Annotated in this window: 36 protein-coding genes; all 36 read left to right on the forward strand. The window is 43.7% G+C overall.

The genetic code is table 11. From position 1 onward, the window contains the following. Nucleotides 1–31 precede the first annotated feature (31 nt). Nucleotides 32–1,192: a hypothetical protein gene (locus tag QMY49_RS26470; RefSeq protein WP_206970968.1), complete on the forward strand. Its 1,161-nt coding sequence runs from the start codon at nucleotides 32–34 to the stop codon at nucleotides 1,190–1,192. Nucleotides 1,193–1,263: 71 nt separating this feature from the next. Further along, entirely contained in the window at nucleotides 1,264–1,617 is a 354-nt protein-coding gene (locus tag QMY49_RS26475) for a hypothetical protein (protein ID WP_140110339.1), read from the forward strand. Nucleotides 1,618–1,693: 76 nt separating this feature from the next. Further along, nucleotides 1,694–2,173 carry a DUF3085 domain-containing protein gene (locus tag QMY49_RS26480; RefSeq protein WP_014386746.1) on the forward strand — a complete coding sequence of 160 codons (480 nt, stop codon included), beginning with the start codon at nucleotides 1,694–1,696 and terminating at the stop codon, nucleotides 2,171–2,173. A 58-nt stretch (nucleotides 2,174–2,231) separates the two neighbouring features. Continuing rightward, entirely contained in the window at nucleotides 2,232–2,729 is a 498-nt protein-coding gene (locus QMY49_RS26485; RefSeq protein WP_140150410.1) for a hypothetical protein, read from the forward strand. Between the two features lie 66 nt (nucleotides 2,730–2,795). Continuing rightward, nucleotides 2,796–3,686: a class I SAM-dependent methyltransferase gene (locus QMY49_RS26490; protein WP_069541838.1), complete on the forward strand. Its 891-nt coding sequence runs from the start codon at nucleotides 2,796–2,798 to the stop codon at nucleotides 3,684–3,686. Between the two features lie 305 nt (nucleotides 3,687–3,991). Then, nucleotides 3,992–4,216 (forward strand): class I ribonucleotide reductase maintenance protein YfaE, encoded by a 225-nt coding sequence (yfaE, locus tag QMY49_RS26495; protein WP_014386749.1) that lies wholly within the window; start codon nucleotides 3,992–3,994, stop codon nucleotides 4,214–4,216. A 61-nt stretch (nucleotides 4,217–4,277) separates the two neighbouring features. Continuing rightward, nucleotides 4,278–4,895 (forward strand): hypothetical protein, encoded by a 618-nt coding sequence (locus QMY49_RS26500; protein WP_242533005.1) that lies wholly within the window; start codon nucleotides 4,278–4,280, stop codon nucleotides 4,893–4,895. After that, nucleotides 4,882–5,166, forward strand: a complete 285-nt coding sequence (locus tag QMY49_RS26505; protein ID WP_014386751.1) for a hypothetical protein — start codon at nucleotides 4,882–4,884, stop codon at nucleotides 5,164–5,166. Before QMY49_RS26500 ends, QMY49_RS26505 begins: the two co-directional genes overlap by 14 nt. A gap of 31 nt (nucleotides 5,167–5,197) precedes the next feature. Beyond that, nucleotides 5,198–5,389: a hypothetical protein gene (locus tag QMY49_RS26510; protein ID WP_014386752.1), complete on the forward strand. Its 192-nt coding sequence runs from the start codon at nucleotides 5,198–5,200 to the stop codon at nucleotides 5,387–5,389. Nucleotides 5,390–5,472: 83 nt separating this feature from the next. Further along, the gene (locus QMY49_RS26515; protein WP_053309067.1) at nucleotides 5,473–5,883 is read left to right on the forward strand and encodes a hypothetical protein; all 411 of its coding nucleotides are present in this window, start codon (nucleotides 5,473–5,475) and stop codon (nucleotides 5,881–5,883) included. 55 nt (nucleotides 5,884–5,938) lie between these two features. After that, on the forward strand, nucleotides 5,939–6,574 hold the full coding sequence (locus tag QMY49_RS26520) for a hypothetical protein (protein WP_069541839.1): 636 nt from the start codon (nucleotides 5,939–5,941) through the stop codon (nucleotides 6,572–6,574). Nucleotides 6,575–6,787: 213 nt separating this feature from the next. Further along, nucleotides 6,788–7,174, forward strand: coding sequence for a hypothetical protein (locus tag QMY49_RS26525; protein ID WP_053309069.1), 387 nt, complete (start codon nucleotides 6,788–6,790; stop codon nucleotides 7,172–7,174). 30 nt (nucleotides 7,175–7,204) lie between these two features. After that, a complete protein-coding gene (tusA, locus tag QMY49_RS26530; protein WP_014386756.1) occupies nucleotides 7,205–7,435 on the forward strand; it encodes a sulfurtransferase TusA in 231 nt (76 codons plus the stop codon). 465 nt (nucleotides 7,436–7,900) lie between these two features. After that, nucleotides 7,901–8,080 (forward strand): hypothetical protein, encoded by a 180-nt coding sequence (locus QMY49_RS26535; protein ID WP_017085264.1) that lies wholly within the window; start codon nucleotides 7,901–7,903, stop codon nucleotides 8,078–8,080. A gap of 213 nt (nucleotides 8,081–8,293) precedes the next feature. After that, nucleotides 8,294–8,614 carry a hypothetical protein gene (locus tag QMY49_RS26540; protein WP_139150320.1) on the forward strand — a complete coding sequence of 107 codons (321 nt, stop codon included), beginning with the start codon at nucleotides 8,294–8,296 and terminating at the stop codon, nucleotides 8,612–8,614. 61 nt (nucleotides 8,615–8,675) lie between these two features. Next, nucleotides 8,676–10,310: a DNA cytosine methyltransferase gene (locus tag QMY49_RS26545; RefSeq protein ID WP_283317007.1), complete on the forward strand. Its 1,635-nt coding sequence runs from the start codon at nucleotides 8,676–8,678 to the stop codon at nucleotides 10,308–10,310. Between the two features lie 61 nt (nucleotides 10,311–10,371). Continuing rightward, nucleotides 10,372–11,289 carry a hypothetical protein gene (locus QMY49_RS26550; RefSeq protein WP_283317008.1) on the forward strand — a complete coding sequence of 306 codons (918 nt, stop codon included), beginning with the start codon at nucleotides 10,372–10,374 and terminating at the stop codon, nucleotides 11,287–11,289. 224 nt (nucleotides 11,290–11,513) lie between these two features. Then, nucleotides 11,514–11,945, forward strand: coding sequence for a hypothetical protein (locus tag QMY49_RS26555; RefSeq protein ID WP_014386765.1), 432 nt, complete (start codon nucleotides 11,514–11,516; stop codon nucleotides 11,943–11,945). Between the two features lie 67 nt (nucleotides 11,946–12,012). Beyond that, nucleotides 12,013–12,261 carry a hypothetical protein gene (locus QMY49_RS26560; protein WP_014386766.1) on the forward strand — a complete coding sequence of 83 codons (249 nt, stop codon included), beginning with the start codon at nucleotides 12,013–12,015 and terminating at the stop codon, nucleotides 12,259–12,261. A gap of 76 nt (nucleotides 12,262–12,337) precedes the next feature. Beyond that, complete coding sequence (locus QMY49_RS26565; protein WP_283317011.1) at nucleotides 12,338–14,830, forward strand: adenine nucleotide alpha hydrolase family protein; 2,493 nt, start codon at nucleotides 12,338–12,340, stop codon at nucleotides 14,828–14,830. 329 nt (nucleotides 14,831–15,159) lie between these two features. Next, on the forward strand, nucleotides 15,160–15,999 hold the full coding sequence (gene yfbR, locus QMY49_RS26570) for a 5'-deoxynucleotidase (protein ID WP_014386768.1): 840 nt from the start codon (nucleotides 15,160–15,162) through the stop codon (nucleotides 15,997–15,999). Further along, nucleotides 15,996–16,229 carry a hypothetical protein gene (locus QMY49_RS26575; RefSeq protein WP_283317014.1) on the forward strand — a complete coding sequence of 78 codons (234 nt, stop codon included), beginning with the start codon at nucleotides 15,996–15,998 and terminating at the stop codon, nucleotides 16,227–16,229. The genes yfbR and QMY49_RS26575 overlap by 4 nt, the downstream gene beginning before the upstream one ends. A gap of 83 nt (nucleotides 16,230–16,312) precedes the next feature. Next, nucleotides 16,313–16,699, forward strand: a complete 387-nt coding sequence (locus QMY49_RS26580) for a DUF3846 domain-containing protein (protein WP_014386770.1) — start codon at nucleotides 16,313–16,315, stop codon at nucleotides 16,697–16,699. A gap of 84 nt (nucleotides 16,700–16,783) precedes the next feature. Beyond that, nucleotides 16,784–17,689 (forward strand): NgrC, encoded by a 906-nt coding sequence (locus QMY49_RS26585; protein ID WP_283317015.1) that lies wholly within the window; start codon nucleotides 16,784–16,786, stop codon nucleotides 17,687–17,689. Between the two features lie 188 nt (nucleotides 17,690–17,877). Continuing rightward, nucleotides 17,878–19,071, forward strand: coding sequence for an ISL3 family transposase (locus tag QMY49_RS26590; protein ID WP_283317036.1), 1,194 nt, complete (start codon nucleotides 17,878–17,880; stop codon nucleotides 19,069–19,071). Nucleotides 19,072–19,279: 208 nt separating this feature from the next. Then, on the forward strand, nucleotides 19,280–19,627 hold the full coding sequence (locus tag QMY49_RS26595; RefSeq protein ID WP_096443324.1) for a hypothetical protein: 348 nt from the start codon (nucleotides 19,280–19,282) through the stop codon (nucleotides 19,625–19,627). Between the two features lie 219 nt (nucleotides 19,628–19,846). Continuing rightward, on the forward strand, nucleotides 19,847–20,398 hold the full coding sequence (locus QMY49_RS26600) for a hypothetical protein (protein ID WP_053309096.1): 552 nt from the start codon (nucleotides 19,847–19,849) through the stop codon (nucleotides 20,396–20,398). 148 nt (nucleotides 20,399–20,546) lie between these two features. Next, nucleotides 20,547–22,325, forward strand: coding sequence for a DUF7146 domain-containing protein (locus QMY49_RS26605; RefSeq protein WP_283317016.1), 1,779 nt, complete (start codon nucleotides 20,547–20,549; stop codon nucleotides 22,323–22,325). A 340-nt stretch (nucleotides 22,326–22,665) separates the two neighbouring features. Next, a complete protein-coding gene (locus tag QMY49_RS26610; RefSeq protein WP_053309098.1) occupies nucleotides 22,666–23,136 on the forward strand; it encodes a hypothetical protein in 471 nt (156 codons plus the stop codon). 65 nt (nucleotides 23,137–23,201) lie between these two features. Then, nucleotides 23,202–23,414, forward strand: a complete 213-nt coding sequence (locus QMY49_RS26615; protein WP_053309099.1) for a hypothetical protein — start codon at nucleotides 23,202–23,204, stop codon at nucleotides 23,412–23,414. Between the two features lie 82 nt (nucleotides 23,415–23,496). Then, entirely contained in the window at nucleotides 23,497–23,742 is a 246-nt protein-coding gene (locus tag QMY49_RS26620; RefSeq protein ID WP_096443327.1) for a hypothetical protein, read from the forward strand. Between the two features lie 208 nt (nucleotides 23,743–23,950). Beyond that, nucleotides 23,951–24,334 carry a hypothetical protein gene (locus QMY49_RS26625; RefSeq protein WP_053309101.1) on the forward strand — a complete coding sequence of 128 codons (384 nt, stop codon included), beginning with the start codon at nucleotides 23,951–23,953 and terminating at the stop codon, nucleotides 24,332–24,334. An 89-nt stretch (nucleotides 24,335–24,423) separates the two neighbouring features. Beyond that, nucleotides 24,424–24,837: a hypothetical protein gene (locus QMY49_RS26630; protein WP_053309102.1), complete on the forward strand. Its 414-nt coding sequence runs from the start codon at nucleotides 24,424–24,426 to the stop codon at nucleotides 24,835–24,837. Between the two features lie 13 nt (nucleotides 24,838–24,850). Beyond that, a complete protein-coding gene (locus tag QMY49_RS26635; RefSeq protein ID WP_017086069.1) occupies nucleotides 24,851–25,063 on the forward strand; it encodes a hypothetical protein in 213 nt (70 codons plus the stop codon). 81 nt (nucleotides 25,064–25,144) lie between these two features. Next, on the forward strand, nucleotides 25,145–25,357 hold the full coding sequence (locus QMY49_RS26640) for a hypothetical protein (protein WP_017086068.1): 213 nt from the start codon (nucleotides 25,145–25,147) through the stop codon (nucleotides 25,355–25,357). A gap of 10 nt (nucleotides 25,358–25,367) precedes the next feature. Continuing rightward, nucleotides 25,368–25,493: a hypothetical protein gene (locus tag QMY49_RS26645; RefSeq protein ID WP_017086067.1), complete on the forward strand. Its 126-nt coding sequence runs from the start codon at nucleotides 25,368–25,370 to the stop codon at nucleotides 25,491–25,493. The last annotated feature ends 124 nt before the right edge of the window (nucleotides 25,494–25,617 follow it).

Raw genomic sequence — 25,617 nt, forward strand, 5'->3', positions numbered from 1 at the left:
TAGGTGTGTCCAATTTTTATGGAGAACTACCATGACTATCGCTCACACCGATACTGACTTGAAAATACAATCAGCTTTCCTTTGCGTTTTGACAGAGGGTTTTGATTATCCTACTGCACAAGATGCCTATGAGGCATATCGTGTGGCCGCAAACGTAGCAATCAAAAATCCAGAGAAGAAAATTTCTGATATGGGAATTAACCTTTCTGGCCGACTGTTACCATCTCATCTCAAGACCTGTGCAGAGCTTGTCGATAGTGTTGACTATCTGGTTAGCACTATCAGTCTAGGGGTGGAATATTTTCTGGATCTTGCACAAGGCAAACACAGCTTGTTAACGGACCCAGAAAGCCTCATTGAATTAGATGGGGATGTGTTCAGAATCCATGAAACTAAACTTAGTTTGATGTCCATTGAAACTCCGTTGGAGCGTCGTATTCCCGTTACCGACCTAGAAACCCAAAAAGTTTATGGTTGGACTATTGATGGGGTTCTCGATGTTATTAACCGAGATAGAAGTCCTGATTGGAGTGATTACACTGAAACAGATTGGGTTGAAGGTTGGAAGGAGTGGGTGGTTCCGGAAGGATACTATCAAATCCAAGAAGAAGACTTGAGACCTGACTACTTCACAGATAACAGTTCTGAATTGTCGGATGAAAAAGTGTTTACACGTATTAAATCTGTCCAAAAAGAACCAAATGGTACTTTGACGGCAGGTGATGTATACGACGCAATTCATGACGATATGAAGGCTGTAATCGACGGACCGTATCTCATTAAAGCTAATGGTGCATTAGTGACAGATACGGAACTAGAGGAAGTTTGCTTAACACTCTATTTTGGCGAAAAATACAGCCAAAGTATCATGATCAACTTTGATGAAATCTATAACGGCGTATTCCATGATGATACGACAATAAGTGTTCATTCAGGTTCTTTAAGTGAGCGACTCACATTAACTGTTGAAAAAATGCAGGTTGGTGTGAAGGCGAGCGGAAACATTCTTTCAATAGGTGAAGTCCACTACAACGTCTTTGACGCAACAGGGGAGCATGGAGCTGAAAATGCACTTGAGGCAATGAAAGCTTTGGGTAAACCAATGTTGTCGGCAGAGCAACTGTATAGCTCTCTCAAAGAGTTATGCTCAGAGACAAAAGGGCAGTTCCAGATTATGGAAGCCCGAATCTAATACATTAACCCTAACGGGGCAATCGCGCCCTGGTAGGCGTTGGTTGCCTCTTCAATTTTATGGAGACAGCCATGAGCACAAAAAACGCACATAAAGCAAAATACCATTTCTATTTCACTACCGCTGTACTGAAACATGCAGAGGACAACCACATCAATATCGGAGATTGTTTTGGCTATGGTGAAGATAACTTTGTTGTAGATCTTTATCCATATTCAAACCTCATCTATAGATGTGTTGACGAAATAGAAAGAGCCCCAAATAAGTGGAAAGAAAGTGAACTATTCGATTTGGTTGATAATCTTTCAGATTGTTTTTGGGGAATTATAGAGCGAGAAGGGTATGACGAGATGGATGCATCAATGCCATGCTTGGATGAGTTTGAGTTAGATATCAAACGCGCTCTAAATATATTTGTAGAATAAATTAAATCCTAAACCCTAAGGGGCCATCAAAGCCTCTAGGGCATTGCTGGCCTCTCAATTTTTAATGGAGGCCATTATGGCAATCGTAAAATTTAACATGAAAGAAGTACAACTGCTGGTGGATGAGCTTAATAAGACGAAAAGTTATTCACCAACAATGGATGACCTCTTTAAGCCTGCTCTATACAAAACAGGCAAAGTTGTTGATTCCAATGGAAACGATGAGGAACACAAAGATTTTGGATGGCCGGACTCCAGCCAGATAGACAAGTCTTTAGTCGAACCGCAGTTGCTATTGGTAAAAGATCAAGGTTTGTATCTTCTGAACAACGCAGATGTAAAAGAAAGTCCTCGATCAAGAGGTGCTGTTGTCTATGCTCACGGATGTAATCCTGACAAAGATGACGACTTTTACGAAACTGCTCGAATGATATTTGGTGGTGATGATGGCAGCGTATCCATTCCGGTAGGTTGGTTTGACTTAGCGTATAAAGCTAATAAGCGTTATTTCAAGTTAAACGTTGCGCCAACACAAATTTCACTTGTCCTTAAATAACCCTTTCGGGGCCACTTGCCCTGAATGGGCAGTGGTCTCTATTAACTGGAGAATCACAATGACTACACTCGCATCCTTAGAATCAACGCTTAATCACGACATGGCAATGCGCCGTTTCTTAGATACTTTAAACCGTAATGAAATGGAGCGCTTATCTGGTGAGATTGACGCAAAATTCTACTGGAATAAGCGTAATCCACAATGGTATAGCAGTGACAATGCTCGCTTATTTGCACTGCTGAATCGTGCCAAACGTATCATTAAGAAGCGACTAAAAACAGGACGAGTTAAACCAGAACAAACAGAGCATGGTTCGATTATCGAACGTAGTCACTTTCCACTAGGAGATACACTAACCTTTTGGAATTGCTACCTGAACGACTCTTGGAGAATTGCTCATCAAGACTCGTCATATAGTGCGTTCTGGTATAACGAGCGTGAGCTCAAATTGTGTACCTACTGTGAAGGTGATGTGGTCTTTATGACAGCTCCCAATGAGGAGATATATCGTAAGGATTACGAAAGCCTTGATGCATGGTACACCGACAACCTTTAACCCTAAACAGGGGCACCCATTGCCCCTATAGGGAGCATGGTGTGCCCACCACAAGGAGGACACACCATGTTTACTACATCTGTTTGCTCTTACCCTAATCGTGGTCATTATGGCGACAACAAGTATCGAGGTAATTGCACCGGACACATCATTAAAGACTTTATTGAGTCATATATGATGAAACCTAATGGCTTAGTTGTTGACCCTAGTATTGGGGGAGGAACCAGTACTGATGTGGCAAATGAACTCAAAGTTCGTTTTATTGGTACAGACTTGCATCAGGGGTTTAATTTGCTGCGAGATGATCTGTCTGCATTTCTTGGGGAGCCAGCCCACCTTATTTGGTGGCACCCCCCTTATGCCGATATGATTCAATATTCTGGAAACATGTATGGCGAACCCAATAAATGGGATATGAGCCGTCTATCGTTGCCAGAGTTCGTGGAAGCTCTAGAATTAGCCATTATGAATATACATGATGCCTGTGAACCGGGAGGTCACTACGGTATTTTGATGGGAAACCTTCGACGTAAAGGCGAGTATTATAACTTGTCCAGTCTGGTTGAGCGTTTGGCTCCAGGTAAACTCGTTGATGAGATCATCAAGGTGCAACACAACTGTGTCTCTGACCGGACCAACTACAGCAATAACAGTAAGCTGGTTCGTATCGCCCATGAAAAGTTACTGGTATTCAAAAAGCAAAATGCATCATCATCGCTTTCGCTTATCCCAGTAGCAGATAAACGTGCGGCCAATATGGTTGGAGTTACATGGAAAGCAGTGTTGCGTCGAGTGTTACAGGGTAAAACCTTATCGTTAGATGCCATTTACCAACAAATTGCACCTTACGCGAAACACCGACAAAACGAACACTGGCAAGCCAAGGTTCGTCAAGTGCTGCAAGATGAACGATATTTTGTTCGAGTGGATTCTGGGGTTTATACCCTAACAGAGTGAAAGCTAATGTTGACACCTAGAAAGGGCAGTTCCACATTAGAAAAATTCTCGAATTTATGTCGAAATACTCTAGTACACCGAGAGATCGGAGTACGTACCGTTTAAGGGTAATAAGCGCTGGGGGATCTCCCCCTCGCTTTCCAAAGCAGTCTGAACTTACAAAGAGACTATTTTGGAAAGTGCCTTTGGTGCTTGAGTACGTTAGCTGGACGTCGCAAATAAACAGCAAAATCTCATCTATTAACCACCCTGGCGGGGCATGTTCTCCCGCTGGGAGTCATGCTTCTCAAATAAGGAGTATGACAATGCATGTCAACTTACCAGCCAGTACAAGTACGTTACTGGTTCAACTAGAAAGAAAAGGTATCGCTATTGAGTCGCAATGCAGAAATGGGTATTGCGGAGCATGTCGGTGCAAGCTGGTAAGAGGGAACATTTCTTACCGTGCTGAACCTATAGCATATCTTAATGATGGTGAAATTTTGCCTTGCTGTGCTACAGCAACGTCAGATGTAACTGTCGATATCTAACCCCAACCCTGAGGAGCTTTAACCTACGGGTTGGGCTCCTCTTTACAAAGAGGAAATATGTATGACCAATCAATACCATCACGATTTTTACCGCAATAGCACTTTCCCTGTTGTTGTTTATGAATTGTGTGAAGAGTCATTAACCATCAAGCCTATAACAATTGAGGAGTACGGTTTAGCCACTCCAGATTGTACACAGGAAAGCATTCTTTACTATGCGGAAGGCAAACGTTGCCGTTCGTCTGTAGAACACTTCTTCTTAACTCGTAATGATGCAGAAGAAGCTCTAGAGCGTTTAAGAATGTCCTTAACCACCAAGCCAAAATTAGAAGAACTCGCATACGCCCAAGCAACTGCTCAGTACCTGTCAGAATTAGGAAGTGCTGACAATTGGTTCATGGCTTACGAGCATCTAATAGAATGCGTTGAGAAAGGTGAAGAGCCCGATTTAACTGCATGGCAACCATTTGAACATTGGGAATGGAAAGATATAGCAGATCGTATAGACGATGAGGCTCAATCTATTCTTTCTCTGTTGAAACAGGTGTTAAAACTTGCGAAAGAGGGGATCGTTTATTCGGCCATAAATGACACACTCACAATGGATATGAACCAGCTATGTATGCAAAGCATGGTAGAACTAGGTGCATGTCAGGAGGTGTCCAATGAAGCTGAATAAACGAATAGCTAGTCAAGATGAGCATGGTCGTATTGCCAATATCATCAAATGGTGTAAGCGACACAACCAAACGATCAATGGCTTCCCTTACGGGGATGATTTAGTTGGTTCGGATGGAATTCATCTTGAATTGTTGGTCCCTCAAGGTACTTCTCCTGAGAAGTGTACCGATGCTTTGGTTCAAGGTTACTCAGAGCGAGATGTCGTAACTCATGCGGTGATTGAATGTCCCGCAGATTGGTTTAACGCCAACCTTGAATCTAGGCATTAGATACTGGCTTATAAACTCAGGGAGGTGAGTTATGACCATGCCAAATTCGCAACTAGTTATGTTTGCTGGAAACAACGTGGAAACTGTAGAGGAAGTTCGCTCGATGCAGCTGGCCGTTAGATGTGATGCTTTAAAAGCAAATTCATCGTCGGAAAGAAAAGAGCTCGAATCATTGGAGCTTTGGCTGGAAGAGCAAATTAACTCTCAGATTGTTGGATTTTAACATATGAAACTTAACCCCAAAGGGGCATACCTATGCCCTTTTGGGAGTGGGTTGCCTCTCAATTAAATTTTTAGGAGCAACCCATGAATACTGCAAGCGTATTAACCTACGATGCACAATTACAACTCCCCTTCATTTTTGATGATCTGCTATTAGAAAATGATGAAGAGCCGATTGAAAAGGTTACTCCCTTAACAATCGTAGCATCATGTTCTGAACGTACAGTCGAGCAAGAGTTTGAAACTGAAATCGAAACTTGGACTGATGGGCAGATTAAAGAGCTAAGAGAGGCATTTTTGCGGTATAGCTTAAATGTCCTTGCTGACGGACGCTCTGGTAAAAAAGCAAAAGATGAAGCTTATGAATGGTTGAACTCTGATGAAGTTCATCCATTTTCATTTGTTACCTGTTGTGTGTTATCTGGTTACGACCCTGATGAAGTGCGTAACCTTTGCCAATACACACTCAGACAGTTAGCCAAAAGAAATAAATAGCCACCAGGAGGAGTATCACCTGCTGGTGGACTCCTCCAAGTTCGAGGAAATTACGATGACTACTTCACTGAAACAGAAAGCAATTGGATTGGCCGCTGCACAAGTCCTTAAATTCAATGATGAATATAAAGGAACATGGTATGACGGCTATTTGCTTTTGCTGGAATGTATGCAGCAAGATCGAGAACCTGAACATTGTGCCATCAGAGATGATGTTGAGTTTTGGTCATGGCATGAGGTAGTGCAATTCATTGATAAAGAGGCTGAAAACATTTGGAAGCCGATGGAAAATGAATTGGCTGACACCAAGCAACTGATTGTTCATGATGCTGCCTCGGGACTTGATAAGTTCTGTGGTATCGACGTTGAACGCTTCGGTGAGCTTGATAAGGCGTGTCAAACTATCGTTCTAAACAAAGCGGTAGTACTTGCTGTAGATAAGGTAAATCGAGATGAACCTGAGAGTGAGCAAACTAAATTCCATGTTCGTTCATATTCTGGACGGTTTATGTATGGTCGTACTTGTCTTGGGATAGATGTCCCCCCAGGAAAAGATCTTTCAGCAGTGGCAAGTTGCATGGGAAATTTATTCAAATTTCTAGGTACACCACGTCAAGATCAAATGGGCAAAGGTACAATCTATTATTGGCCGAATATCGAACAATGTGAATCACACGATGTAGCCTTGTAGGAAACTATAAGGTAAAAATAACAAGCGCAGGGGGAAATGCCCCCTCGCTTTCCAAAGCAGTTTGTACGTACATAGAGACTTTTTTGGAAAGTGCCTTTGGTGCTTGAGTACGTTAGCTGGACGTCGCAAATAAACAGCAATATATCAACCCTGACGGGAGAGCCTCCCGTCGGGAGCTCTCCGTCAATAACAAATTATTGCATGGAGAAGATCATGTCTAAAAACACTAACGATATTTTTACTAATCGCACCCCTTTGGAGTTCTGTGTTAATGCAAAACTAGACCGATGCGTTGGTCTACGTATAGGCTATCCACACTATCGAGAAGGTGCCAATGGCGTTGTCTGTGAGGTTGAAGCAGAATATCCCACACTAAATACTCATTCGAGTGTAGCGTGGCCTCTGGTTGAAGAACTGAATAGCTACACCATCAAAAAACAGAAACAGATAATCGAGGATATTGATGAGGCTGTTGCTGAACTTTTAATGCACAAAGCCAATCTTCTAGAAAATATTCTAAAGCTAGAAGACGGTGAACTTGATTTAAACGAACAAGCGAAAATGCGCTACGAAGAAAACAGTAAATCTTCTGTCGCGTGATTAGACTGCTATAGGCAAGGGTGATAACCAATGAATGTAGATCAGTTTATTGACGTGATGGGATTGCGATGCCCTGAGCCATTAATGGTGGTTCGTCGTGCAATTCGTCGTATGGGGCCAGGAGAAACACTCGAAGTGAAAGCTGATGACCCAGCTACCACGAGAGATATACCTGACTTTTGTCGCCACATGGATCATCAGCTTGTGGAAAGCGAAGTAACCTCTCCCCCATACAAATACATAATCAAGAAACAAATATAAACCCCATAGGGGCGGAAACGTCCTATGGGATAGTTCCGCTCCTTTAATTTAGGAGAAAGGCATGTATATATCGTTACGAGGTCTAAATCACGAGCAATTAAAGTCCAAGATTATCGACCATCGAACAAAGCGCTCATACACTGTTGAAGAGGCTAATACCCCACTACCCAAACAGTCTATTGTCGAGGTAGGACGGCTTTCCTGTGTGTACACAGGTAAGAAATTGTCCCCAGCAGAAGTAAACGCTTATAACGGTTTTACTGAGGAATACAATCGCAGCACATGGCGGCCAGATCAGGATTTCCTCCTAGATCAGAGACATCGCTTATATCATGCAATTTGCCTCGACAACCTTAAACTTCAAGAATCTGCCTAAACCTATGAGGTAGTTCATTTCAAACACTAGCCCACGGGCGCACTTGTGCCCGTAGGGTACAGGTGTGCTCTTTATCGAAGGAGACACCTATGGCCGCTAAATTTATTGAGTTTGATTCACAAAAAGAAGCTATAAATCATCGAGCTAAAGCGGGGGGCTGGATTTTTTCAGCTTTCAGTGGAAAAGCGATATGGTTTAACACGACATTCACACCTCACAAGATTCTTTATCACAGAGCTGTGCGAGGCTTGTCTGGTGAAGTGATTTAACTGATAAGTAAGCCTAAAAGCGTCGGTTCATCCGGCGCTTTCCTAAAGGTTTTATCTTTCACATGTGAAAGTGGAGTGTAGAACTTATAGGAAAGTGCCGTTGTGTACTGAGTGCGTTAGCTAGACGCCGAAAATAAATAGCATCTATTCACCCAACCGGGTACATCATTCCCGGTTGGGAAAGGTGTACCTTCTATGCAAGAGGATACACTGATGCCTAGTTACAATGAAATCAATGCTCCGTTCTGGAAGAACAGTCTTCATGTTCTTCAACTTCCTGATGAGATGCCTTCTCAAAGAGAGGTTACGTGGCTCATCGAAATATTGAATGCAGCAAATAAACTGTCATCAAAAGGCGCTGTCCTCATTGATGCAGATGATATGGATAACCCTACAGCAGATTTACCCGATGTTCATGTGGAAGTCGATTTTAAAGACGTTTTCACTCCATTGCGCGTAACTTGCTGGCGAGCTCCAATCCCAAAAGATGCAACTGTTGTCGTTGAAATCAAAAACAACGCAATAACCAATTAACCCTTTGGGGCTCCAGACCCTAAGGGGTTCTGGTGGCCCTTGAATTTCAGGAGAAATGAATATGGCTACCATCGTAAATACCAAACTCGGAGAGCATCGCGGTAAGAAAAGAGTATGGCTAGAAGGAGCTAAGTTAGCTCGTGAAGGCTATGAACCAGGCCAAAAGTATGATCTGGTGTTAAAGGACTCTCAGGTTGTTATCCGGGTATGCGATACGGGAAAGTTCACCGTGAGTAAACGTACTCGCAATGGTCGGACTATGCCCATCATTGACGTGAGCTCTCAGGAGTTGGCGGAACTGTTCGATGGCGTTGAGATGCTTCGCGTCTTTATTCGCCAAGGGACAATCGTTATTTCTGCCCACCATCAGCATGAACGTGTTGTTGAGCGGGTAGAGCGCTTGTTCACCAAACTGGAGAATGGAGAGCCTCTGAGCGTTTGCAGCCTGTTTCATGGTGGCGGCGTTTTGGATAAAGCTATCCACTCTGGTCTGGAACGGTCGGGGATCAACAGCTCAATTGCTGTTGCGGTCGAGATGGAAGGTAAATACCTGGATGCTTCCCTTCGCAATAACACCGAATTGTGGGACGACAAATCCATTGTGATTGAGTCGCCTATTCAGTCGGTAAATCTCAGCCGCAAGCCACCGCAGGTTGACCTGCTGGTAGGAGGTATCCCATGCACTGGTGCCAGCCGGGCAGGGCGCTCGAAGAACAAACTATGGGGTGGTGAAATCGGAGGTCACGCTGAATCGCATGAGTCAGCTGGCGCACTGTTTTTCAACTTTTTGCAGTTTGTCGAAGCTCTCAATCCAGCAATGGTGGTAATTGAGAATGTTGATACCTACCAGAAGACTGCGAGCATGGAAGTGATCCGGTCGGTGCTGACCTCTCTGGGGTACAACATTCAGGAGCGTATCCTGGATGGCAATGAGTTTGGAGTTCTTGAACGTCGCAAGCGTCTGTGTGTGGTTGGCACATCTGTTGGTATCGACACGTTCGATATTCGAGAGGTTAAGCCGCTGCGCCAGAAAGAAGCGTGTATCCAAGACATCCTGGAGCCTGTTGAGATTGATTCACAGCGTTGGAAGTCATTCGACTATCTGGCTGAGAAAGAAAAACGTGACAAGGCCGCTGGTAAAGGCTTTAGCCGTCAATTGCTGACAGGTGAAGAGTCATACCTGGGGACAATTGGGAAAGATTACGCGAAATGCCGTTCGACCGAGCCGTTCATTGTTCATCCAGAACAACCTGAACTGTCTCGAATCCTTACTCCACTGGAGCACTGCCGAGTGAAAGGCATCCCATCTGAATTGATTGAGGGGGAATCTGACACGGTAGCGCATCAGATCCTGGGGCAGTCTATTGTCTTCCCTGCGTTTGAAGCTCTGGCCTACGAATTAGGCCGAAGCTGCTGGCAGCTGGTGGACAAGACTCCGGTACTAGTCGAAGTGGTGGATACCGAGCAGCCTTATATCGGCGGCGAAGACTTCCACTGGGCTCCGGCTTTAATCGAACGATCAGGAATGCTCAAGCTCGCACCAGCAGGTGAAGCCTTGGGTATGCCTATCAATGTAATGAACAATTCGGTCTATTTCGCTGCGGCGGATGGTCCGGACACAAGTTGCGGTCATCAACCAGCAAAATCAATTCCAATCCAAATGGCTGGAGATGAAATTCGCGTTATGGCCGCTTAACACTACCAATAGCTGAGGTGATTCCCAGAAGGGGGTTCCTCAGCCTTACCAGGAGAAATCTATGTGTAAATTATCTATTTATCGTGCTGAACACGGTTCGTATACGGAAGCTCTAAAATGTGCAGCTGTTTACCACTCAACAGGGGATGAGCTTGAACCTGAATTTGTAGATGGTCCAGCTGGTAGAGTGACATATTTAAGTGATATGTATTCTGTCATACAAACAGTTTGCAACGCAGCTGGCCGAGACGATTTGGTCTTCGGTACAGTCATAAACAATATCTTTTGGGAGTTGGATGAGTTAATTGACCACTTTGAAAAGGTAAACCAGTGGCCTTGTGAGAATTACCCTGAGAAGGTTGAAAAGCTTGCTCAAGATGCTCACAAAGGATGTGGACTGATTTATGAACTCTTCGCAAGCCGGTATATAGATGCGATTGATAACCTTGTTCTCGACTTACCTAAAGGAGTTAAAGAACAGGTTATCAAGCTTGCTGAAAATTACGGTTACGAAGTCATTACAGCGGAGCAGCAAACTGAAAGCCATGAAGAGCATTGGAATGATGACGTTCATTATTGCTCCCACGGCATAGATGCAAATTGCTGTCCGGCTGGTTGTGGCGATATTGATGATGGGCCATATGACGAAATGAAAGAACCCAGTGGCTATAACGAAGCCGGGGTGATTCATTCACGTATAGAAGGCATCGTCGGAAATATTAAGCAGGGAGAAACTATATCTCCATTAGATTGGTGCATGTTGAAAAAGTATGTCCATGATAATCCAGATGCGTGTTCTTGGTACGATGATTGTTTTGTTGAGCCATTAAATGGTTCACGAGAAACAGTTCGAAGTGCAGGAGAGCTTGTTAAGTATCTTCAAAGACAAATTCTGGATGCTTGCTTCGATTTTCGTTTAAACAAGCGAGTTGAAGCAGCGAAAAGTGAAAATGGTATTTTAATTCATTGTTCTTTATGAATTAACTTACTCTAAGGTGGATGCGGAGCTTGATAGCTCTGCATCCTTACCTCTTGGTGTCATTCTTGACATTTTCTAAAGGCGTTTGTTAGAGACGTTTTTGGAAAGTGCCTTGTGCGCTGATGTGCGATAGCTGGTCGCCAAAAACAAACAGTACTTATTGTAACCCGCGTGGGGATAGTCCCTGCCGGGGGCTATCTCCATTCAACATGGAGATGACAATTATGAAAATTGAATCTGTAGTTCGTCTTCCAATGGAAGATTCAGGTTTAGGTCACAATATCGTCCGGTTAAATAACCGAAACGTAGACTCAAAGAGAAAAGATCCTAATCGTTTCTTTCGACGTGAGCCAGTAGTGATCTATAACCCCGATAACGGCACAAAAGTAATTCGATATGTAATGGGCAACCCAGGAACAATGTCGATTACCAAAAATGCTGTTGGTCTTGATTACGATGCCGTTGATGCTCTTGGAGTGAAATTTAAAGAAGAGGTTTCACTGGAAATGCGGAGAGCTCGCTGGTGGGAAATTTACCAGTGGTTCTGGTTCCACCCTGACTTCTCTATTCGCTTATCAATCCGTCTTGGAGTGGTAGGCGCATTACTCGGCATTCTTGGTTTTTTCACTGGGATCACTCCCATCATTTTAGGCTAACGCCTATCCAAAAGCTCAGAAGCTCCAGAAGGGTGCTTCTGAGCCCACTCTAGAAGGAAATAAGCTTATGTATCAATACGATCATAAAAAACGAAATATTATTGTATCGGTTTTGACTGTTGTGGGTAGTTTGTGTGTTTTGGTGCCGCTTTTGGTCGCCATTTCGTTTGACTGGCCCCCGTTACTTACCGATATGGCCGCATGGTTTGAGAATGCAAAACAATATGCAGTAGCGCAGTTCTGGGGGCTCGTATTTGGAGTGCCTTGTTTATACATTGCATATCGCATTTATAATTGGCTGCCGATCATTCCTTAATATTTCAATATCAAACCCACGGGGGTGTATGTCCCTGTGGGGGCGTGCGCCCTCCATACTTTGTACGGAGGATACTATGCAACATCAACTTGACATGCTTGCGTCAGTTTGTGCTGATGAAACACCCGTTATTCATGCGTCTTCATTGATTGCAAAAGGGGATAAATGGGATCAAGTTTGGCAAACACTCAAGGAAGATGAAGAACTAAACTTCCGAGATGCCACTAGAAATACTTGTTTGTCTGAGCTGATTGAAAGTTCAGTACAGGCAATCTACGCAGCTTTGCTAGACGGGTGGACCATGATGCTTGGTTACTCATCTGGCAAGGACTCTGAGACAGTACTGCACCTATTTTTGATGGCTCTGGTAAGGGCAGTTAGAAATGGAGAACGTATTAGCCAACATCATTTTATCCTACACACTGATACCGGGATAGAGAACCCAGAAGTTCGCTGGCTTGCTGATGTGAAACTTGAAGCGTTAGAACGGTTTATTAAGAAAGAAGCGATTCCTCTTAATATCGTGATCGCTAATCCAGGCATTACACAGAGTTGGACTGGAAGGGTGCTTACTGGACGTGGACTGCCTACGTTTTCCAATAGTTCAGCGCGTCAGTGTTCACAGGAACTGAAAATCACATCAGCAAGAAGAGCTAAAGCTGCCTACGTTAAAAACCTTCCTAAGGAGGTTCAAAATAAGGTTTGCTTGATGTTAGGAAGCCGTGATTCTGAAAGCTCTACTCGCGCTGCAAATATTGCCAAATTTGGCGGTTCAGCAGCAAAAGTAGTGAACACTAAGCACGGTGGAGAGCTGTATGTGATCAAACACTGGCTGATGTCTGATGTGTGGGATTTTTTATTAAGCTCGGGAGCCGATGCTAAATACCCCTTACCAAGTTATCTAGCGAGTAATAACACTACTGCACAGCTTTACAAAGAAGCAACGGGCGAGTGTGTTATTGGAGCGGCGGAGAAGCGTAAGAGTGAAGCTTGCGTAGCCCGTTTCGGTTGTTGGGCTTGCCAAGCTGTCGGGCTCGATAAGAGTATGCAAAACATGCTGTCTTCTGATGAAGATAAGTTTGGTTATATGGCCGGACTCAATCGTATTCAGAGATATCTAGCAAAGCGGAGGTATGCCTGGGAAGACCGACATCCCATCGGTCGGACAATATACGAGGGGGGGTACATTAAACTCCAACCTGATGTGTATAGCCCGAAATTTCTAGAGCGCTTGTTGCATGTTTGCGTATCAATGGATTATGTCGAGGCTAAGCGAGCTATGGAAGTAGCTGAGAAGTTAAACCTTGGCTTAATTGAAGATACAGCATGGAATCGACGTATGGCCGAACCGCAGTTTCGAATTGTTTCTGAGTCTGCGATCTGCCATATCGACTTTATGTGGTCTTACCATCATTTCAATGACAAACCGTTCCATGCTCTTGAAATTTATCATCGAGTTTGGACTATGGGAGAACTTGATCTTCTGGAAGATGAAGTACACCAACAAGAAGTCCCGAGAACACCGATACCGAAACCGTTATGGGTAAAGGTTGATAGGTGGGGGGATGGTAGTCTTTTTGATGGTCTATCAGATCCGCTTGCAGAAATGACATACTTTGATGGTGGCGATGACCCACGCGCAGCTAGGGTTATCAACACTAACGATGGTGTCAGACGAGTGGTAAGCTTCGCAGAAGAAAAAGAGGTTGTAGTAGAAGCAGACGCAGCCAATTTTATTCTATGGGAAGAATATCCTCGATTAAGAGAGAAGGTATTATCTGGGATGTACACACCAGGATATGCCGCGCAATTTTACTTGCGATTTGGTGCGATCAGCTTCGCTAAAGGAAAAGGGTCTATGTATCATAAAATGATGCAAAGAGGACAAACTTATCATCAAATGAGACTGTCCGGTTATCAAACGATGGAAGGTGTTTCCTCTCGCCCTGATCTGAAAGTACTAACCGATAAAAAGTACAAGGCGCTGGTGGCTCGAAAGATTAAAGCAAGAATTGCAAAAGTAAGATGGTGGTTGAATCTGGATCTAACGATTCGTGTTCATTTAGTGAATAAAACATTCACTGGGCAATGGATTGAAGATCAACTAAGAGCCGAAGAAGATGCCCAGCAACGTGAAACAAGAAGTCAGTGGTACAACTCACTTCGTGATCAGTTTTGGTTAGCTAGCAACGCATTTTCTATGTTCTTAGAAGTAGAGAAAGAAAGTAAGTCTCGACCAGAGATATACCGCTATTACCAAGCAACGAAGAGCAAGGCAATTGACTTGGTTGCCTCTGCTCATAGTGCCATTGGGCAAGAATGGTTGAGTGAAATCATGGTGGCTATAAAAAGTGAATTTGAGGCAGCAAAACAGTGTCTTGAAGATGGTTCATCATTAACATTCGATGACTATCCGCATTGGGTCCACCAACTGTCCAAAAGACAACCAGAACGTTTGTTACGACACATTTCGCTATTGATAGTTCGTATGAACCGCGTAATCCTTAGCAGAAAGGAACAAGATGCTCTGAAAGATGAAACTCAATTGGCTCTTCCATTAGTGGCTTAGTAAACAAAAACCCCGGCATTTTTGCTGGGGTTTTTTACTTATGAGAACCAAACGCCCTAAAAGGGCAAATAGACGTTTCGTGAACCATTTGGATTGGCGATAGACTAAAAAAAATGTCGGCTTTGCTGACGTTGAAAGGTAGCTGGCCTACAAGCAGCAACTACATTCTGAATGGAATACATTCCATCAGAAATCTGATTAAATATTTCGGTGTCAGGCCGAAAATACACCTCAAGAACAGTCCACAAGGACTCTCACAACTTAACCCACATGGGTACACGGGACCTATGTGGTAACTGTGTACCCTTCAAACTTCATTGGAGGATACTATGTCAAATTCAAACTATGGATTCCTAGCACTTGCTTTGCGTCAACGATTGATAAAACGCTGGTCACTGATGCATTCAGTACAGCCTGAATCAGTCTTGGAGCATAGTGCTACCGTTACGTTGCTTGCTCTTCTCGCTGGTCATGTCGCAAACCAAAAGGGGAACAAGGTCGATCTTGCCAAAATGCTTTCCCACGCAGCACTACATGATGTAGCCGAAGTTCTCTGTCAGGATGTTGTGACGCCAGTAAAAAAGGCTAATGACACTTTGGCGAGGGAGTTCGAGCGACTTGAAAAAGCTGCTGAGGAGCAGTTAATTCACACGCTACCTTTGGAGCTTCAAGGTGCAGTCGCGGAAGCATTTGCCCCAGGTGGCTATGAACAGCAACTGGTGAAAGCCTGCGATACCTACGCTGCATATATCAAGTGCAAACTTGAAGTGGCAGCTGGCAATGCGCTGGAGTTCCAAGATGCTCTCGACAAGATGATTGGCGTTGTATCTCAGTTGAAATCTGATTTCCCTGAGATCGAAGCAATAGATCAATGGTTCGGTGCTGGACTTAACTTGTCAGTAGATAAATTGCTGTCATGTAGCGATGACGAAGGTTGCTACATCAAATTTGTTACTGATCAGCGTCCGGGAGAGCCAGATATTCTTGCTGGAAATGAACAATCAGATCTTATTCTGACAGATCTCGAAGGCAAAGAGCTCAAACGAATCAAGCCAACTGCACCTTGGACTCATGAAACACTTTCCATGTTAACCATCTCTTCGGAATGGGCCCGTATGGGAGTTGAGGCATACCTTGGAAAGCAGTGGGTTGGGAGTACCGAAGTATGAATAATAATGACTTCAAACTAGTACAAAGAAATACAGGTGAATGGGACAAAATGTGGAACGAATTGGCCCAACATCCATTAAATAATGGCGACGCGGTTTGTGAAGAATCAGTTACTGGAGAGTGTTGGCAATACATGGGTACGCAAGGTGGTAAGCACAATTTTCGCCACCGCTGTCACCCTAAAACAGGTTGCCGCCAATACCTAGATATCGACGCTGTGACCGTATAAGTAAACCAATCTTTAAACCCTAACGGGGCATCAAAGCCCCTTTGGGGCCTTGGTGTCCCTCAATGACATATTTGGAGGATTCCATGTCAATTTGTGATGAAGCAATGTCTAAGGCCACTAACAAAGGCTATTTAATAACCGCAGAAGGCTGCACTCCAGTCGATATTCCAAAAGAAGACGGATTACAAACTATGTATAAGCTAATCGGCTGTAGCATGGTCCAGAGCTTTGATTGGGAACTATCGAATGGAAAAACAGTAAGTCTTTATCTTGATGAAGAAGGACTGTTCAGTAGCGGTATCAAGCTCGGTTGTATATTACATGGTGCAGATTCACCTGTTGTAGGCAACATCATCGTGCTGGGTACTCCAGATTACAGCGATGGTGAAGGTTATGACACTTCTGCACCGGAAGACTTTGAAGAGCATCAGTTGATCGCTCGGAAAGGTCTTTTGGACATCTGTGCTTAACTATTAAATCCGAAATCATTAAAACCCTAAGGGGGCACCAATCCCTTAGGGGGAGGTGTCTCCTCAAAAAACAAGGAGATAGCTATGATTAAAACTCATTTCAATAACCAACTGAAAAAACTTGGCTACCCAGAAGGTCTGACAATCGAGTACAGCCTTAGTTACTGTCAAGGTGATGGTATGAGTTTCTATGGAAACCTCGATGAGGATGATATAGAGAAGCTTATGCTGCGAATTTATGACCCAAATACAGCAGGTGAAAACGCCGTACTTCGCGTAAAAAACCTTTTGGTTCGTAAAGAAGCATTATCTATGTTGGAAATATTAAGGGAAGCAGATATAGGATGTTGCAGAATGTCGATTGAGCGAAACTCTCATGGGCATCGGTACAGCCACTATAACTGCATGGATCTTTGTCATGAAGTCGATTTTGAAAGTTTCTCTGAGGAGCATTTTGAAGCGATTCGTGCCGCTGGTCTGGTAACAGGTGAAGTGACTGATGAGCAGATCACTAGATGGCAAAGCACTTGGAACGACTTTGTGAGTCGTCTCGAACATGACATCAAATCTACATCCCAACAGCTTGAAGCCGAAGGCTATGCGCTGGTGGAAGGTACGCCATACGAAGAAGTTGTTTCCTGGGAGTTTAATACAGCTGACTACACAGTCCAGCTTAAAGAGCATCCCGAGCATGACTTTGATATTGGATGCTGGGACGAAGAGTTAGCATTACAAACAATACAGGATATTGTTGATGGTAAGCAGCGCTATCTGAGGTTGGAAGCTAAGATCCTCGACCGAGAGACGGAAGAGGAACTAGCATCTGAATCTATAGGTGGCCTGGTTATAGATGTTAATGACAGAAGTTATGGAAGTTACCGCCGCGAATTGGTCAGTAATGCCATAGCAGAAGTTCGTAAAATACAGCTCAACAATGCTATATCAGAACATCATCAAATGCAGGAATCGTTAGTTCGTAAAGCGGCCTAACATTTTTACTTAACCCTAGAGGGGGGCTTGCTCCCCTTGTGGGGCAACCCCCTTCGATTTAAATAATTGAAGGAGAAACACTATGGGATTTTTTAGGTTCATCGCGGATAAGCGGGAACTAAAAACAAAAACGGTAGTAAGTGATAGAGTTTTATCGCCAAACAAAACCTACACAAACTACCGTTTTCATGTCGAATCATACTTTTCTATCTTCATTCTGGGAAGGCTTTCATATAGTAAAGTCCCATCAGACCGCATCATTAATAAAGCTCACTCTCAAACCTAATTCTATCGCTAGGTGTCCGTGCGGGCTTAAAGCTCAAGCCATACATGAGTATCAATGGCGTAACGTGAAGGAAGCCACGCTGTTAGGAGCTCCCGTTGAACTGACCGTTCAAACCCGACGCATCAAGTGCAGCCACTGCGGCATTAAAACAGAGCGACTATCTTGGTTAGAGCCTTATGCTCGTATCACTAACCGTCTACGAAGCTATATTGAACAGTTGTTACCTCTCCTACCAATTAAACATATAGCTCAAGTGACCGGTGTTCATTGGCACACAATCAAAGAGATAGATAAGCGTCGGCTTCAACAAGTAGTACCGCAAGTTAAATGGGGTGAATTAAGGCAACTCGTCATGGACGAGTTTGCCATTTTTAAAGGGCACCGTTACGCGACAGTTATTGCAGATGCGAAAAGTCATCAGATTATCTGGATAGGACTAGGTCGTAGCCGCAAGGATATTCGACCGTTCTTTGAACAACTAGGTGAGCATGGCAAAAATATTGAAGCAGTAGCAATGGATATGAATACGGCTTTTGACCTTGAAGTCCAAGCGCATTGCCCAAATGCCCGTATCGTTTATGACTTGTTCCACGTTGTTGCTAAGTTCGGTCGTGAAGTGATGGATAGAGTTAGAGTCGACCAAGCCAATAAGCTAAAACAGGATAAAAAAGCAAGGCAATGGGTCAAGCGTTCGCGCTGGGTGCTATTGAAAAATAAGGATAATTTAAATACACAACAGGAAAGCTACCTCACAGAAATATTGAATATGAATCAGGACTTGATGACAACCTACTTACTGGGTGCGCAATTAAAGGAACTGTGGCGTTGCGGCTCTGAACTTCAGGCTAAAAACTTATGGCAGGTATGGTTTAGGCAAGTGAATGAGAGTGGAATTAAGCCGCTCAAAGAGTTCGCTCGAAAGCTCCGTCCATACCTTCATGGGATCACTGCTTCAGCAAGCTATCCGCTGAATACCTGTACGCTTGAAGGGATAAATAACAAGATAAAGTTAATCAAGCGGATGGGATATGGCTATCGAGATACTGATTACTTCTTCTTAAAGATAAAAGCGGCTTTCCCCGGAAAGCCGCGATGAACCATTTTTTAGCTGGAAAACGTGTGATTCAAAAGAAAGCATCTCGAATGTATATTCTGGACGTCAAGTTCGCACTGTTTACTTACTACAACCTCATGGTCAGAAACCATTACAGGAAAATGCTTACGAGGGCTATGGCATATTTGGTGGAGTCAACGCCCATGTCTGGCTGGCAAAAGCAAACTTAGATAAGAACATTGCATCTGGAATGGATGACGAAACTTTGCGGATCATAGGGGTTTATCTGAGCTGTGGCTTTGATTTTTACCGAGATAAGAACAAGCAAGTTTATGCTTGTTCAGACGAGGTGATGGTGATAGAAGCTCTTGGCTTGTTTGACTTCCCGATTGTAAAGATAAATAGTTATGATGAAATGTTCACCGTCGATGGAGTATCTGGCACAATGGAACAGCATGAATGGAATGGACGTTTAACAAAGCAAACTCCGCCTTCAATTGCTTATCCTCTGAAATTTTCGTTTAACGAAAATGCGCGATATGAAGCCTATTCGGCATCAGAGTCGTGTGACAAGCAAGGATATTTCTACGATGATTAACAGTGAGGGGCGAAAGCCCCCACTTTCCCTTAGGTGTTATAGAGTACCTAACGGAAAGTGACGAATTCTACTCTCATCGAGAGTGAAGACGCGATAGCTGGTCGCTAAAAACAAACAGCATTCAATTTAAGTGAAAGTTCTCTTTCACCCTTCATAACCCAGTCGGGTACACCAACCCGACATGGGCCAGGTGTACCTGCAAACTGTAGGAGTACACCTATGTCTAACATTGCAATTCTGCAACAACGTATGCTTGAAATTTCGAATGCGGAAAAACTACCTCTCCACTTCAAATCTAATTTGGAGATTGATGGTAAAGAGCTCGAACGTTTCAAAAGCAATCCAAGCGGTAAATTCGTTTGGTTACTGCGTCCTTCTGGAACTCAAATCGTTCCGGTCGGACTTGGCGTTAATCCCGTACATATAACGTATTGGATCTGGTCAGAACAAGGACCAGAAACCAAAGCGTTTGTCGTGGATATCAACGCTGGCACCATAGAGAAGATTACTCATGAACAAGCAGAGAGCCTCATTATGATGCCTCCTTGTAAAATCTCTACTCTAATGAGTAAAGAAGAAGTAATCGAGAAAGTAGCTTACGTTCTCCGCGAAGGCGTAAACAGTAAGATTTGGGGAGCTTTTAACCCTCCATCTCTTGATGATTACGCTCAGTGGAATTGGATCGACTGGCTAACTTACTTCAAATCATCAGGTAATCACCTGATGCAATCCTTCTTGGGTAAGGCCATACGCAGAGTTAATGGTCAATAGCCCAAAATCAAACCCCAGCCGGGGAGAGCATCTCCGGTAGGGGAGCCTCCTTGGCTATTTTTTCCCGGTGTCGGGGTTTCCCTAAAGCCCCTGATACGGGGGACTTAGGGAAGCCTCGATATCGGGGTTTCAGCTAAGGAGAAACACTATGGATAACTCATATTTCTATAAAGCAGACGAAGTTCGTAGCCTCGCTAAGGGTCAATGGCTTTTCATTTTGGCGCATTTAATGCCTGAACTGGAACCAGCACTCAAAAAAGCGGGAAAGTCCCATGTTACATGTCCGTTTCATGGTGGCAAAAAAGACTTCCGTATGTTCAAAGATGCTCACGAAACAGGTGGTGCTATTTGTTCTTGCGGTTCTTGGCATGATGGCTTTGAGCTATTAAACCAAGCAAGAGAGTGGGATTTTGCTGAATGCCTACAGCAAGTTGGTGACTTGTTGATGGCTCCAAAGCATTTCAAGCGTCAGCAAAGCTCCAATAATACAAGTTCACCGCGCCGAGCACAGCAATCTGCTCCGGCAAAAGTGAATAACACCAAATACGATCCAAATCGTCGCCCTAAGTATCAGGGCACTTTAATTGCTCACGGTCAAGCTCCTTACCAGGACGACCCGATAAATGAATCAAGCTATTTTGCTTACATTCGTTTATCAACGGGCAATGAACGTAAGATTTGGGGCGTTGATCTAGAAAGAGCAATCGGAGAATGCGGTGCTGTATATGGTGATGAAGTCACTCTCACAAATTTGGGACGTGAAGCTGTTACCGTAATGCAGCCTGTATTTGAAGAAGGCACTGGAGAGATCATTGGTGAGAAACCAGTTCAAACACATCGCAATACGTGGGTGGTTGAAGTGAAAAATAAGAGTGTTCGTACTGCTAAACCAGAGTCTGTAGCGCAGGCAAAGGTTTCAAACAGCAGTTATGTCTCTCACTCTGCTCCTGGTTCTTATAACGAAGAGTCATGGGCTGATTCAAATGTTCCGACAGAACAATATGAGGATAATCATTCTTCATGTAGTCCTGTTGAGCATCACCAAGAAGCCGTAGTTGAACAAGAACATTCAGAAAGCAAGGTTGTTCCGCTCTTTGCTGAGCAGTCAAAGCCTTGGTTGATGGAACTTCAAGAGGAAATGCAAAAGAGAGCTGAACGCGAACGTGTTTACAATGCTCGCCTTTGTGAAAAAATTGAGAAGATCTGGAATGAATGTTTGCCCTTTAACTGTGCAGCAGCTGAGCCGTTACGTGCCTATTTCGTCAATCGCAAACTTTTGTTTGCACATGATGTAGTAGAACAGACAGACAGCCTGCGATTCCACCCAAGTATGTCCTATTACGATGAAGATGGTAATGAGGTTGGAAAATTTCCAGCCGCAGTACAAGCCATTCGAGACGCGAAAGGAAACTTGGTTACTTTACATCGTACATATCTGACCAAAAGTGGTAAGAAGGCCAAAGTAGAATGCGCTAAAAAGATGATGCCTGTTCCTGATGGATTGAGTGTCACTGGCGGAGCAGTTCGCTTAGGTATGCCAACAGAAGGAGTATTAGGTTTGGCAGAAGGCTTGGAAACAGCATTGTCTGGGTTCCGTGCTACTCACATCCCTACATGGTCCACAGTGAATGCTACTCTTTTGGAAAACTTTGAAGTTCCAGACGAGTTAGACATCCACACTGTCGTTATCTTTGCAGATAAGGATAAGTCGCTAACAGGGGAACGCTCCGCAAATGTGCTGAAATCTAAGCTTGAAAAGCAAGGATATACAGTTCATGTGCTGTTACCTAAGCTGCCTATTCCACCTCGTGCAAAAGGTATAGATTGGAACGATGTTCTGGTAACTCAAGGACAGATGGGATTCCCGCCGATTAGTACACTCCGCGAGTTTATTGCGCGTAGGGCTGGTGCTTATGGGCGTGTATAACCTAGCAGAAGTAAACACTGAGCCAGGTAACGAAGCTACTTGTCCCTTCTCACCTCCTTTGGGGTGGGAAGGTGATGAGAGCGCCTATCTAGAATTGATGCGTCAACGTTACAAAGACAGAAACTTCAACCAATTAATAATTGGAACTGTCTGGTGTTCCAAAAAAATGGACATACATTACTCTGGGCCGTTTGCAGAACAGGCAGCTCAGATTGTTAATAAACTCCGGTAGCATTTTAGCTACCGGAACTCCTTGTATGGCTAGTGTTAGCCACAATGACCCAGTGGGTACTACTCCCATTGGTGGTGTAGTACTTACATAGTATTTAAGGGCTACATAATGAAAGTGAAAAAAGACAAATTATTTGGAAAAACGGAACTTCTAAATAAATCTTCTTTATGTTCAAAGGAGATTAATGATCATAATTTGGAAGTCATTAAAAAATATATAAATATCCCTCAGGGTAAAGAGTATCGGTGCAGACCACTGATTGAAGCGCTTGAAAAAAAAGAGAGCGTTTCGATCGATGGTGTAAAAGATTCTCTGTTATGTACCGATCCGGATAAGCATGTGCAAATTGCATTCGAGCGGTTTGCTGTTGAACTGACTTGGAGGCAGTATTATTGCACATTAAATGGTTTGACTCTTAAAAGACAAACTATGACCCTCAGTTATTCAGGTGGTATTGAGAATGATGAGGTGGAAATTATTGAACAGGCATTTAGTGATTATGCCTGTGAATATGTTAACGCCATTGTTCATTCATCGGAGGATGCTCTGATTGATACTCCAGTATGTAATGAGCAGTAATTTTAACTCAGGGGGAACAAAGCCCTTTGGGCCATTGTTTTCTCATTACAAGAAGGTAAGAGAAAATGAAGAAAACATATGTGTTGTGGAATCCGGAGAAAGTTGCAATGGCGGGTTATTCAGGAGAGACCTATGAAGGCTTGCTCGAAGCTGAACGTCAGGAAAATGCATCTATATCCTCGCTGGTGGAAGTTGATGATATTGAGCCGATTCTTACTGCAATTTATAATGAAACTGATATTTCACTAAAGTGTCACGAACTGATTGTGACTGCATAAATAGCCATTAAATAAACCCCAGGGGGAGCAAGAGCCCTCTGGGCACTTGTTTTCCCATCAATTAAAGATGAGGAAAATGACCATGAGAAAAGCTCTCAGAGACAAAATCATTGCTTCCAACCAAGCAAACAAGAACGTTAAAGCACTATTTGAAAACTTTGAAAAGCGAACGGGCCGACGTTTAGCTGTTAGTTCGTCGTTTGGAACGCACGTTGTATTCGAGGGGATTCATCCTCACGAGTGGCCGACTAAGGAGTTTAAGAATACGTTTACATCCTTTGTAGAGATGGAGCAGTACTTTAAAAAAGTTTTGTCTGAGACAAGCTAAAATAGCCCCAAGATCGGGAGCCTAAAGCGCAGGGGGAAACCCCTCGCTTTCCTAAGCATCCTAAACAGGTTTCTTAGGAAAGTGCCTTGAGCGCTGATGTGCGATAGCTGGTCGCCAAAAATAAACAGCATTAATTCACTTTTTTATAACCCACGAGGGTACATCACCCTCTTGGGGTTGGTGTACCCATTTAAAAGGAGTACACCATATGAACCAAGCACTTCAATTGAACCCAACTCAAGTACGCGAACAAGCAATTGAAAAGGGTATTATCGTTGATTACTCAATTCTCGGTAAGAAGGCTGGATTTTTAACCAACGTAGCTGTTACCCCTGCTCTTGCAAAAGCAATCTGCAAGGAGAATGGTAAATATACCGAGGAAGATTACCTGCTTATGTTTTTGCGTTTATGTGTCGCTCAAACAAAGGTAGCTTTCACTGATAATAAAAACTGGGGAGTCATCCGTCTGTATTACCCTATGCCGATAGATGGGTTCCTACAGCCGACGGAGGTTGTGATCAAAACAGATTCGATCATGGCTGACGTTACAATAATGCTCGCTCATGAAGAGGGCTCTCATCTGTCGCTATAACAATTAACCGTTGTAGCTCGAAACTTAACCCCGCAGGGAGATTCATTCCCTGAGGGGTGGATCTCCTCCCTATTATTTGGAGATTAACCATGTCTAAACCAGGAGTTCGAACTAGAACACCAGAGCAAATACAACTGATCTGGAAACATACTCATAGAGATATGAAAAGTAACTCAAACGGTAAAAAGACAATACTTTATCCCGCTCCTTATTGCTGCCTTGGTCCAATTGAGGAGCTTCCCGAGGAAGCTTATCAACGCAGATTGAGATATGCGCAATACAAAGAATGCTGTGAGTTGAGAGATCAGATGTTACGGCCAATCATGCAAAAGCATGGGGTTCTTGAACATTTTGAAAGCTCAATGCAATGGCGAGATAGCTATGATGACATCGCTGAATTCGTTGGGTTTGCCTTAAAGGGTGAATCTCTTAATGCTCTTCTAGAAGAGATAAAACGTGCCAGTATTGTTTATCCTAGCCAGGCAGGATTAAAAGGTATCTAACTTGGAGAAATGTATGACTAACCATGTCGAAATCGTTTCACAGCTTGCAGAGCAGCTAAGTGAATCTAAACAGCAACTACTGCCAGCGATGGCTAAGGTTGTCGTTCAAGCCATTCAAAGTAACGAGAAAACCGACGATCTCTTACAGGTTATTGGCGCTGTGTCTGGTCATGGCTTGAAAGCTGAGGATCTTCTCATCGCTATTCGCAATGAGTTATCCAAGTAATCTACGAGTGTAGATTAGATTATTAACCCTTGAGGGGCCAAGCCCTGATAGGGCTGGCTCCGTATCAGATTTAGGAGCTAAATGAAAAAGAAATATGAAGCAGTCGGTAAATATCTTGCCGATTTGCTCAGAACCGCAGGTTTGGCCCTGGTGCTTTTTTCAGGGCTAGGTTTAGCACTCAAGCGAGCTGAGGCAATAGACCACCTTCCTATAACCATAGCATTTGGTGTGGTAGGTGCCGCTATGATCGTCTTAGGGGCTGTAATTGTGCTAATATCAACGGTAGATGAATAGGAGGCAACGTATGGAACTCTGGATATGGCTTGGCGGCCTAATCGTTACGATTGCCGCTGTCGGTGTTATCTTTTGGTACGCTGGACAAAAAGAAGGTGATAGCAAGGGCCCAAAGGGTAATCACACCCCAGCTTAGAACTGTCATTATTAGATCAAACAAACCCCATCATTGCTGGTGGGGTTTTTTCGTTTCTACGCATTATTAATCTGCCGAGATTGGGCATTTCCGCGTTAGTTAACTAAGTGTTCTCTGGTGTATA

The organism is Vibrio harveyi (assembly GCF_030060435.1).
Lineage (GTDB): Bacteria > Pseudomonadota > Gammaproteobacteria > Enterobacterales > Vibrionaceae > Vibrio > Vibrio harveyi.

Coding starts and splice junctions, on each gene's coding strand:
- QMY49_RS26470 (WP_206970968.1), top strand. CDS start 32: ATGACTATCGCTCACACCGATACTGACTTGAAAATACAATCAGCTTTC.
- QMY49_RS26475 (WP_140110339.1), top strand. CDS start 1,264: ATGAGCACAAAAAACGCACATAAAGCAAAATACCATTTCTATTTCACT.
- QMY49_RS26480 (WP_014386746.1), top strand. CDS start 1,694: ATGGCAATCGTAAAATTTAACATGAAAGAAGTACAACTGCTGGTGGAT.
- QMY49_RS26485 (WP_140150410.1), top strand. CDS start 2,232: ATGACTACACTCGCATCCTTAGAATCAACGCTTAATCACGACATGGCA.
- QMY49_RS26490 (WP_069541838.1), top strand. CDS start 2,796: ATGTTTACTACATCTGTTTGCTCTTACCCTAATCGTGGTCATTATGGC.
- yfaE (WP_014386749.1), top strand. CDS start 3,992: ATGCATGTCAACTTACCAGCCAGTACAAGTACGTTACTGGTTCAACTA.
- QMY49_RS26500 (WP_242533005.1), top strand. CDS start 4,278: ATGACCAATCAATACCATCACGATTTTTACCGCAATAGCACTTTCCCT.
- QMY49_RS26505 (WP_014386751.1), top strand. CDS start 4,882: ATGAAGCTGAATAAACGAATAGCTAGTCAAGATGAGCATGGTCGTATT.
- QMY49_RS26510 (WP_014386752.1), top strand. CDS start 5,198: ATGACCATGCCAAATTCGCAACTAGTTATGTTTGCTGGAAACAACGTG.
- QMY49_RS26515 (WP_053309067.1), top strand. CDS start 5,473: ATGAATACTGCAAGCGTATTAACCTACGATGCACAATTACAACTCCCC.
- QMY49_RS26520 (WP_069541839.1), top strand. CDS start 5,939: ATGACTACTTCACTGAAACAGAAAGCAATTGGATTGGCCGCTGCACAA.
- QMY49_RS26525 (WP_053309069.1), top strand. CDS start 6,788: ATGTCTAAAAACACTAACGATATTTTTACTAATCGCACCCCTTTGGAG.
- tusA (WP_014386756.1), top strand. CDS start 7,205: ATGAATGTAGATCAGTTTATTGACGTGATGGGATTGCGATGCCCTGAG.
- QMY49_RS26535 (WP_017085264.1), top strand. CDS start 7,901: ATGGCCGCTAAATTTATTGAGTTTGATTCACAAAAAGAAGCTATAAAT.
- QMY49_RS26540 (WP_139150320.1), top strand. CDS start 8,294: ATGCCTAGTTACAATGAAATCAATGCTCCGTTCTGGAAGAACAGTCTT.
- QMY49_RS26545 (WP_283317007.1), top strand. CDS start 8,676: ATGGCTACCATCGTAAATACCAAACTCGGAGAGCATCGCGGTAAGAAA.
- QMY49_RS26550 (WP_283317008.1), top strand. CDS start 10,372: ATGTGTAAATTATCTATTTATCGTGCTGAACACGGTTCGTATACGGAA.
- QMY49_RS26555 (WP_014386765.1), top strand. CDS start 11,514: ATGAAAATTGAATCTGTAGTTCGTCTTCCAATGGAAGATTCAGGTTTA.
- QMY49_RS26560 (WP_014386766.1), top strand. CDS start 12,013: ATGTATCAATACGATCATAAAAAACGAAATATTATTGTATCGGTTTTG.
- QMY49_RS26565 (WP_283317011.1), top strand. CDS start 12,338: ATGCAACATCAACTTGACATGCTTGCGTCAGTTTGTGCTGATGAAACA.
- yfbR (WP_014386768.1), top strand. CDS start 15,160: ATGTCAAATTCAAACTATGGATTCCTAGCACTTGCTTTGCGTCAACGA.
- QMY49_RS26575 (WP_283317014.1), top strand. CDS start 15,996: ATGAATAATAATGACTTCAAACTAGTACAAAGAAATACAGGTGAATGG.
- QMY49_RS26580 (WP_014386770.1), top strand. CDS start 16,313: ATGTCAATTTGTGATGAAGCAATGTCTAAGGCCACTAACAAAGGCTAT.
- QMY49_RS26585 (WP_283317015.1), top strand. CDS start 16,784: ATGATTAAAACTCATTTCAATAACCAACTGAAAAAACTTGGCTACCCA.
- QMY49_RS26590 (WP_283317036.1), top strand. CDS start 17,878: ATGTCGAATCATACTTTTCTATCTTCATTCTGGGAAGGCTTTCATATA.
- QMY49_RS26595 (WP_096443324.1), top strand. CDS start 19,280: ATGGATGACGAAACTTTGCGGATCATAGGGGTTTATCTGAGCTGTGGC.
- QMY49_RS26600 (WP_053309096.1), top strand. CDS start 19,847: ATGTCTAACATTGCAATTCTGCAACAACGTATGCTTGAAATTTCGAAT.
- QMY49_RS26605 (WP_283317016.1), top strand. CDS start 20,547: ATGGATAACTCATATTTCTATAAAGCAGACGAAGTTCGTAGCCTCGCT.
- QMY49_RS26610 (WP_053309098.1), top strand. CDS start 22,666: ATGAAAGTGAAAAAAGACAAATTATTTGGAAAAACGGAACTTCTAAAT.
- QMY49_RS26615 (WP_053309099.1), top strand. CDS start 23,202: ATGAAGAAAACATATGTGTTGTGGAATCCGGAGAAAGTTGCAATGGCG.
- QMY49_RS26620 (WP_096443327.1), top strand. CDS start 23,497: ATGAGAAAAGCTCTCAGAGACAAAATCATTGCTTCCAACCAAGCAAAC.
- QMY49_RS26625 (WP_053309101.1), top strand. CDS start 23,951: ATGAACCAAGCACTTCAATTGAACCCAACTCAAGTACGCGAACAAGCA.
- QMY49_RS26630 (WP_053309102.1), top strand. CDS start 24,424: ATGTCTAAACCAGGAGTTCGAACTAGAACACCAGAGCAAATACAACTG.
- QMY49_RS26635 (WP_017086069.1), top strand. CDS start 24,851: ATGACTAACCATGTCGAAATCGTTTCACAGCTTGCAGAGCAGCTAAGT.
- QMY49_RS26640 (WP_017086068.1), top strand. CDS start 25,145: ATGAAAAAGAAATATGAAGCAGTCGGTAAATATCTTGCCGATTTGCTC.
- QMY49_RS26645 (WP_017086067.1), top strand. CDS start 25,368: ATGGAACTCTGGATATGGCTTGGCGGCCTAATCGTTACGATTGCCGCT.